Genomic DNA, 7,408 nt, shown 5'->3' on the forward strand with positions numbered 1-7,408 from the left:
GCCGCCATCGGGTTTCTCGACGCTGGCGCGTGCGTGCCTGGCTGATGCCGGCGTTGGCCCCGTGAGATGCTGCCCGGCATTTGTCTTCGATATGTGACGTGAAAGGCATCAACGGCGCGTGATCCGGAAATTTCACCCCCAATCTCAGATTCGTCCTAATGAGATATCGAGGCTGAGCCCATAGAGTGAAAACTATCCAGCCACCGCTGCGCCAACCGCGCGGCGGCCGCTGCCATGTTTCACTGAATTTTGCCGCCCCGCTTGTCCATTCATCAGCCCATCCATAACGAATCTCCATCGGCCACCGCTTGCCCGCACCGCTTCACGCGCGCCTGGCGGCTGGCAAGTGCCGCGTTGTTCGTCAGCGTATTGGCCTGCGCCGTTGCCCAGCGGACGGCAGATCCCGCGCCAGCGCCATCCCCGGCCGGCACGCCAGTCGCCTTGCCCGAGGCACCGGCCCTGCAACCAGCCCCGCCACCACAAGCAGCGCCACAGGCGCACTGGCAGGTGCTGGGGTGGACGACCGGGCTGCTCTGCCTGCTGACGCCATGCCTGCTGGCATGGATCTTCGTGCTGTATCGCGAGGTGCGCCGGCGCCGCGCCGCGGAGATTGCGCTGAAGGACAATATCGCGATCCAGTCGGCGCTGCTCGACGGCATTCCCCAGCCTGTCTACCTGCGCGATGCCTCGCTGCGGCTCATCACCTGCAACCGCAGCTATGAAGAACTGGTCGGCGCCACGCGCGACACCTTGCGCGGGCAGCCGCTGGACACATCGGTCCAGGTGCATCCCATCGCCATCGACATGGCCGAGGTGGAGCGCGACTACCGCAAGGTGATCAAGGACGGCATCCCGCTGCACAAGGACCGCTGCCTGCGCCTGGGCGGGCGCACCCACCACGTGCTGAACTGGCTGACACCGCTGCGCGGCGCCGATGGCACCGTCAAGGGCCTGGCCGGCGGCTGCGTCGACCTGACCGAACGCCACGACATGCTGGCCGAGCTGGCGCAGGCCAAGACAGAAGCCGAGGCCGCCAACCGCGCCAAGTCCACCTTCCTGGCCTCGGTCAGCCATGAGATCCGCACCCCGATGAACGCCATCACCGGCATGCTGGAGCTGACCCTGGCGCGCTGCCAGCTGGCCGAGCAGGAACGCCTGCAGCTGGTCACGGCGCATAAATCGGCAGTGGGCCTGCTGGCGCTGATCGACGACATCCTGGACCTGTCCAAGATGGAGGCCGGCAAGTTCAGCATCCACCCGGCACCCGCTTCGCTGCCCGGGCTGGTCAAGGACACGCTGCTGATCTTCGGGCCGGTGGCGGCACAGAAGGGCCTGCCGCTGACCAGCGGCATCGGCGTCGCCGTTGCGCCGCTGCACCAGGTCGATGCGCTGCGTTTCCGTCAGATCCTGGCCAACCTGGTGTCCAACGCGGTGCGCTTCACCGACAGCGGCACGATCCACGTCAGGCTTGACGCCCTGGCGCCTCGCGACGGCGTGCAGCAGGTCATGCTGACCGTCTCCGACACCGGCATCGGGATACCCGCCGGCGCGCAGGCGCGCATGTTCGAACCCTTCGAACAGGTGCATGACCGCACCCGGCCCCATGCCGGCGGCACCGGGCTGGGGCTGGCAATCTGCCAGCGCCTGGCCAGCGCGATGGGAGGCCAGATCTCGCTGTCCAGCCAGCCGGGCCAGGGCACGCGCGTCATGGTGACGCTGCCGTTGGCGCTTGCCGTCGCCACGGAACTGCCCGAGCCGGTGCCGCCGCCCATGGCGGGCTGCGCACGGCGCCGGGTCAACGTCCTGGTGATCGACGACCATGCGCCCAACCGGCTGCTGCTGCAGCGCCAGCTGGAGCACCTGGGCCACCGCGTGAGCACCGCCTGTGATGGTCGCGAAGGGCTGGCCATGCTGGACCGGTCCAGCTTCGACGTGATCTTGTGCGACTGCGCCATGCCGGTCATGGACGGCATGGCATTCGCACGGGCGGTGCGCGCACGCAAGGATGCGCGCGGCAGCGTGCCGGTGATCGGTTGCACCGCAAGCGCCGTCGCGGTGGACCATGCCGCGGCGCTGGCGGCGGGCATGAATGCCGTGATCGTCAAGCCGGTTGGCCTGCAGGCGCTGGATGCGGCGGTGGCACAAGCCTGCGCCAGTGGCCACCGGGTGCGCGAGATAGCCGTGCCAGTGCGGGTCAGCGCGCCCGACAGCCAGGCCGGCACGCGTGACGAGGCCGCCCACTGCGGCGTCAAGCCCGGCTCGCGGCCATCATGGTGCGCGGTGTGCCGGGCAATGAACGTACAGTGCGACCGCCTCGACCAGCCGGAAGATTAAGAACCCGTTTCAGAATGAAAAAGGGGCGCGAAGGCTGCTGCCGGGCGGCAGGGCGTTGTTGCGGCCTCCTTGCGTGGAAATAACCCACGCGGCGTCGACCACGCCTAGCCCTGCGGCCCGGCAGCAGCCTTCCCTTCGGGTTCAGGCCTCCAGCGGCACCGCGCTGGTGCACTTGATCTCGTCCAGGCACACGCTGGACTTCACGCCGCTGACACCCGGGATACGCATCAGCGTATCGAGCAGGAAGTCAGACAGCGACTTCAGGTCCTTTGCGACCACCTTGAGCACGTAGTCGATATCCCCGGTCACCGAGAAGCATTCCTGGATCTGCGCCAGTTCCGCCACCAGGCGCTTGAAGTTGGACAGGTCGCGGATATGCCCGCGCTCCATCGTCACATGGATAAAGGCCACCACGCCAAAGCCCAGCGCCGCCGCGTCCAGCCGCGCCTCATAGCGTTTGACCAGCCCGGCCTCTTCCAGGCGGCGGTGGCGCCGCAAAGTCTGCGCCGGCGACAGCGCGATGGCCTCTGCCAGCTCCAGGTTGGAGGCCCGCCCCTGCTCCTGCAAAACCCCCAGCAAGCGGCGATCGGTACGGTCCAGCTCGATCGATTGCACTTTGATTTCCTCACATCAGAGATTCACGCAATCGAATTTCATAATCTAGGGTTTCCCTGCCTGTTTTACGAAATCCAATTTTGCCGTCAGGAATATACACTGCATCCCAAGCAAGCGCACTACAGGCCTGTCCTGCAACAGGTTTCCGCCGAGCCGACTGACTCCGGCGCGACCTCGTTGCCAAGTGCCGCAGCCACAATATTATTTCCCGCCCCTTTAGTGAGAAAGCCATGGCCGACCTGTTTGACAACCCGATGCAGTTGATGGGCTTCGAATTCGTGGAATTCGCCTCGCCCACCCCAAACGTGCTTGAGCCCCTGTTCGAGCAGATGGGCTTCACGCTGGTGGCAAAGCACCGCTCCAAGGACGTGGTGCTGTACCGCCAGGGCGAAGTGAACTTCATTGTCAACCGCGAGCCGCACAGCCACGCCGCCTACTTTGCCGCCGAGCACGGCCCGAGCGCCTGCGGCATGGCTTTCCGCGTCAAGGATTCGCACAAGGCCTACGCCCGTGCACTGGAACTGGGCGCCCAGCCGGTCGAGATCCCGACCGGCCCGATGGAGCTGCGCCTGCCCGCGATCAAGGGCATCGGCGGCGCGCCGCTGTACCTGATCGACCGTTTCGAGGAAGGCAAGTCGATCTATGACATCGACTTCGAATTCATCGAAGGCGTCGACCGCCACCCGGTCGGCCACGGCCTCAAGCTGATCGACCACCTGACTCACAACGTCTACCGTGGCCGTATGGCTTACTGGGCCAATTTCTACGAAAAACTGTTCAACTTCCGCGAAATCCGTTACTTCGACATCCAGGGTGAGTACACCGGCCTGACCTCCAAGGCCATGACTGCGCCGGATGGTAAAATCCGCATCCCGCTGAACGAGGAATCGTCCAAGGGCGCCGGCCAGATCGAAGAGTTCCTGATGGCCTTCAACGGCGAGGGCATCCAGCACATCGCCTTCCTGACCGACAACCTGATCGAGGTCATCGACCGCCTGCAACTGGCAGGCGTGCCGCTGATGACTGCGCCGAACGACTACTACTACGAAGCACTGGACACGCGCCTGCCCGGCCACGGCCAGCCTGTGGAGCAACTGAAGTCGCGCGGCATCCTGCTGGACGGCACCACCGAAGGCGGCAAGCCCCGCCTGCTGCTGCAGATCTTCTCCAAGACCGCGCTCGGCCCGGTGTTCTTCGAGTTCATCCAGCGCCGCGGCGACGAAGGCTTCGGCGAAGGCAACTTCAAGGCCCTGTTCGAGTCGCTGGAACGCGACCAGATCGAACGCGGCACGCTCAAGGTCGAGGCCTGACCGGCATCGATCTTCCCTGACCGGCTCCGGCCGGTTCCGGAAACGCGCACACCTCCTTCGCGGCAGTGACCCTGCCGCGAAGGAGGTGACGTCCCCCAGGCCCAAGCGTCCGACTCGACAATAGCCAGAGGCGCGGGCCCGCATTCCATGAGAATGGGTAGAGGAAACTACTGAATGCATGCAAGCAGCAATGACGGCACGCTCAAGCGCGGCCTGAAGAACCGGCATATCCAGCTGATCGCGCTGGGTGGCGCCATCGGCACCGGCCTTTTCCTGGGCATCGCCCAGACCATCAAGATGGCGGGGCCCTCGGTCCTGCTGGGCTACGCGATCGCCGGCATCGTGGCGTTCTTCATCATGCGCCAGCTGGGCGAGATGGTTGTGGACGAGCCCGTCGCCGGCTCGTTCAGCTACTTCGCCGACAAATACTGCGGCCACTTCGCCGGCTTCCTGTCGGGCTGGAACTACTGGGTGCTGTACATCCTGGTGAGCATGGCCGAGCTTTCGGCCGTTGGCATCTACGTGCAGTACTGGTGGCCCGAGATCCCGACCTGGGTCTCGGCGCTGGCCTTCTTCGTGATCATCAACCTGATCAACCTGTCGAGCGTGAAGTCCTTCGGCGAGATGGAGTTCTGGTTCTCGATCATCAAGGTCGCGGCCATCATCGGCATGATCGGCTTCGGCGGCTACCTGCTGCTGTCCGACAATGCCGGCCCGCAAGCGAGCGTGGCCAACCTGTGGCAGCACGGAGGCTTCTTCCCCAACGGCATGGGCGGCCTGGTAATGGCCATGGCCGTGATCATGTTCTCGTTCGGCGGGCTGGAGCTGGTGGGCATCACCGCGGCCGAGGCGGATTCGCCCGAGAAGACCATCCCCAAGGCCACCAACCAGGTGATCTACCGCATCCTGATCTTCTACGTGGGCGCGCTGGCAGTGCTGCTGTCGCTGTACCCGTGGGAGAACGTGGTCACCGGCGGCAGCCCGTTCGTGCTGATCTTCCACGCGCTGAACAGCAACTGGGTGGCGAACGTGCTGAACGTGGTGGTGCTGACCGCGGCGCTGTCGGTCTACAACAGCGGCGTGTACTGCAACAGCCGCATGCTGTACGGCCTGGCCCAGCAGGGCAACGCCCCCAAGGCGCTGCTCAAGGTCAACCAGCGCGGCATTCCGCTGACGGCGCTGGCGTTCTCGGCCGTGGCCACCGCGGCCTGCGTGGTGATCAACTACTTCATGCCCGGCAAGGCCTTTGAGATGCTGATGGGCCTGGTGGTGTCGGCGCTCATCATCAACTGGGCGATGATCAGCCTGATCCACCTGAAGTTCCGCGCCGACAAGCGCCGCGCCGGCCAGGCCACGAAGTTCCAGAGCTGGGGCTATCCGCTCACCAACTACCTGTGCCTGGTGTTCCTGGCCGGCATCCTGGTGGTGATGTACCTGACGCCTGGCCTGCGCCTCTCGGTCTACCTGATCCCGGTGTGGCTGGTGGTGCTCGGCGTGAGCTACCTGGTGCGCCAGAAGAACGCGGCCGCCGCGCTGCAAAGCGGCATCGCCGCCCAGCAACTGCGCTGAAGCGGCAAGGCGGCGCCTGCAGACTGCGGGCGCCGCCGGTTAGAATTCAGGCTGCGCGACGCCCCCTGCGCCGCGGCAGCTGCCCCCCGACCCAATTCCATCGCATCCCATGTTTGCACACATCGAGGCATTTCCCGGCGATCCGATCCTCTCGCTCAACGAGGACTTCCAGCGCGACCCGCGTACCGACAAGGTCAACCTGAGCATCGGCATCTACTTTGACGACGAGGGCCGCCTGCCGGTGATGCAGGCCGTGGCCAAGGCCGAAGCCGCGCTGCTGGCCGACATGGGCCCGCGCCCCTACCTGCCGATGTCGGGCCTAGTGGCCTACCGCAACGCGGTGCAGGCGCTGGTGTTCGGCGAAAACTCGCCGGCGCGCGCCGCCGGCCGCATCGCCACGCTGCAGACGCTGGGCGGCTCGGGCGCGCTGCGCGTGGGCGCCGATTTCCTCAAGCGCTACTACCCGCAGGCGCAGGTGTGGATCAGCGATCCCAGCTGGGAAAACCACCGCGTGGTGTTCGAGCGCGCCGGCTTCACCGTCAATACCTACCCGTACTATGACGACGCCACCGGCGGCCTGAAGTTCGACGCGATGATGGACGCGCTGCGTACCATCCCCGCGGGCAGCATCGTGCTGCTGCACGCCTGCTGCCACAACCCGACCGGCGTGGACCTGAACCAGGACCAGTGGCGCCAGCTGATCGCGCTGCTCAAGGCCAACCAGCTGCTGCCGTTCGTCGACATGGCCTACCAGGGCTTCGGCGCCGGCCTGGAAGACGACGCCTTCGCCATCCGCGAGCTGGTGGCGCAGGACGTGCCCTGCCTGGTGGCCAACTCGTTCTCGAAGAACTTCTCGCTGTACGGCGAGCGCTGCGGCGGCCTGAGCGTGTTCTGCAACACCGCCGGCGAAGCCACCAACGTGCTGGGCCAGCTGACCGGCGCGGTGCGCGCCAACTACAGCAACCCGCCCACGCACGGCGCGCGCGTGGTGTCCAAGGTGCTGACCACGCCCGAGCTGCGCCAGCTGTGGGAAGAAGAACTGGCCCAGATGTGCGGCCGCATCGCGCGCATGCGCGAGGCGATCCATCACAACCTGCGCGACCATGTCAGCGGCGAGGCCCTGTCGCGCTACCTGACCCAGCGCGGCATGTTCACCTACACCGGCCTCACCGCCGACCAGGCCGAGCGCCTGCGCGAGCAGCATGGCGTGTACCTGCTGCGCTCGGGCCGCATGTGCGTGGCCGGGCTGAACGAGCGCAATGTAGGGATCGTGGCCAAGGCCATCGGGAGTGTGCTGAAGGGCTGAGCCTGACGGCAGACGGCATCACCAGGCGGCGCCTTCGGGCGCCGTTTTTTATTTGGCGGCGCATGGGACGCGCCAGCGTAATCTCTACAAACGCCGTGGAGTTTTGACTTTCCAGCCATGGCTTCCCCTGGCTTTCCTCAGGCCCATCGCCACGGCCATCCCCGGCACTGAACTTGCAGCCTTCCTGCATCCCAGGCACCGTCCCCAACCGTGCCGGAGTTCCCACAGAAGGCCCGCAAATGTCCGAAGACAAGGCCCCCGCCCAGTGCAGCAC

General features: G+C 65.8%; 5 protein-coding genes. 4 read left to right on the top strand and 1 reads right to left on the bottom strand.

Annotated elements, in window-relative coordinates; translation table 11 throughout:
* Positions 1-507 precede the first annotated feature (507 nt).
* Positions 508-2,334, top strand: coding sequence for a PAS domain-containing sensor histidine kinase (locus AC3WRR_RS19600; RefSeq protein WP_058697018.1), 1,827 nt, complete (start codon positions 508-510; stop codon positions 2,332-2,334).
* Positions 2,335-2,475: 141 nt separating this feature from the next.
* On the opposite strand, the gene AC3WRR_RS19605 is transcribed toward AC3WRR_RS19600, so the two are convergent.
* Entirely contained in the window at positions 2,476-2,949 is a 474-nt protein-coding gene (locus AC3WRR_RS19605) for an Lrp/AsnC family transcriptional regulator (protein WP_010812428.1), read from the bottom strand.
* Between the two features lie 230 nt (positions 2,950-3,179).
* On the opposite strand from AC3WRR_RS19605, the gene hppD reads away from it, so the two are divergent.
* The 3 genes from hppD to AC3WRR_RS19620 all read left to right on the top strand — a co-directional run bounded on the left by hppD (position 3,180) and on the right by AC3WRR_RS19620 (position 7,134).
* Positions 3,180-4,259: a 4-hydroxyphenylpyruvate dioxygenase gene (gene hppD, locus AC3WRR_RS19610; RefSeq protein ID WP_010812427.1), complete on the top strand. Its 1,080-nt coding sequence runs from the start codon at positions 3,180-3,182 to the stop codon at positions 4,257-4,259.
* A 174-nt stretch (positions 4,260-4,433) separates the two neighbouring features.
* Positions 4,434-5,828, top strand: coding sequence for an amino acid permease (locus AC3WRR_RS19615; RefSeq protein WP_058697017.1), 1,395 nt, complete (start codon positions 4,434-4,436; stop codon positions 5,826-5,828).
* 109 nt (positions 5,829-5,937) lie between these two features.
* Entirely contained in the window at positions 5,938-7,134 is a 1,197-nt protein-coding gene (locus tag AC3WRR_RS19620) for an amino acid aminotransferase (protein ID WP_010812425.1), read from the top strand.
* The last annotated feature ends 274 nt before the right edge of the window (positions 7,135-7,408 follow it).

Source organism: Cupriavidus sp. FW305-3-2-15-C-LB2, assembly GCF_058787575.1.